Annotated in this window: 1 pseudogene; it reads left to right on the forward strand. The window is 72.6% G+C overall.

From position 1 onward, the window contains the following. A pseudogene (locus ACEN88_RS33470) lies at positions 1 to 702 on the forward strand (hypothetical protein); the annotation flags it as partial.

Genomic DNA, 702 nt, shown 5'->3' on the forward strand with positions numbered 1-702 from the left:
TCGCGGACTACCGCGCGCTGACGGCGCGGGCCGAAGCGCTGGCCGCGCGCATCCCGGCGCCGCTGCGCGACGCGTATTTCGAACTGGTGTTGTACCCGGTGCGGTCGAGCGCGAACCTGAACACGCGCATACTGAAACTGGACCTCGCGGCGGAATACGCGCGCCAGCAGCGGCCGTCCAGCAACCTGTATGCGCGCCAGGCAAAGGCGGCGCACGCGGCGCTCGTCGCCGACGCGGCCGCGTACAACGGCCTCGCAGGCGGCAAGTGGCGCGGCATCATGGACATCGCGCCGCGCCGCCTGCCCGTGTTCGCGGAGCCCGGGTATCCGACGTGGAGCGTATCGGCCCGGCGCGGCTGCGGCATCGTCTACCCGGCACCGTTTGCCGTCGACGGCAAACGGCTCGTGCTGCGCCGCGGCCAGCCCGCCACGCGCACCGTGACCCTGGTGAGCTATGGCGGACAGGATGCGCGCTGGTCCGTGCGGGCCGGGGCCCGCGCCGTGCAGGCGGATCTGAATGGCGGTATGCTCGATGCCGCGCACGGCCACGAGCAGCGCATTACGCTGCGCTACGACGGCGGCGCCGACCCGGCCCTGTCGCTGCAATGCGGAGAGCAGGCCGTGAACGTGCGCTTCGGGGAAGGCGGCATCGTCGTGCTGCGCGCCGGCAGGTACGACATCGGCGCCACCCCGCCGCACTTCC

The sequence above is a fragment of the Massilia sp. CT11-108 genome, from assembly GCF_047302915.1.
Classification (GTDB): domain Bacteria; phylum Pseudomonadota; class Gammaproteobacteria; order Burkholderiales; family Burkholderiaceae_D; genus Telluria; species Telluria orientalis.